This window comes from Enterobacter sp. CGMCC 5087, assembly GCF_003144775.1.
Taxonomy (GTDB): domain Bacteria; phylum Pseudomonadota; class Gammaproteobacteria; order Enterobacterales; family Enterobacteriaceae; genus Enterobacter; species Enterobacter cloacae_M.
The window spans coordinates 1-213 of sequence record NZ_QFXN01000160.1 but is presented as its reverse complement, the minus strand read 5'-3'; the positions used below and the strand labels follow the sequence as shown (position 1 = coordinate 213).

The window sequence follows — 213 nt, the reverse complement described above, 5'->3', positions numbered from 1 at the left end:
CATGCACGCCATCCTGTCAGCAGGATTACTGACCTTTGCCATCACGGCACAGGCGGTCCCCAATATGTGGAGCAGCGGTTTCGGTATGGGCGTCACCGAGTACATTATCACCAGCCCGGAAAACGTCATGCTGAATCTCAACTGCACCGGCAACCCTGACGACCAGAACATCCTGCAGCATCACGTCATGCTCACCCTGCCAGACGGCAGCGG

At 57.7% G+C, this 213-nt stretch carries 1 pseudogene; it reads left to right on the top strand.

What is annotated here, in order from left to right:
• Position 1: 1 nt before the first annotated feature.
• Positions 2-213, top strand: a pseudogene (locus DEO48_RS15315) (hypothetical protein); the annotation flags it as partial.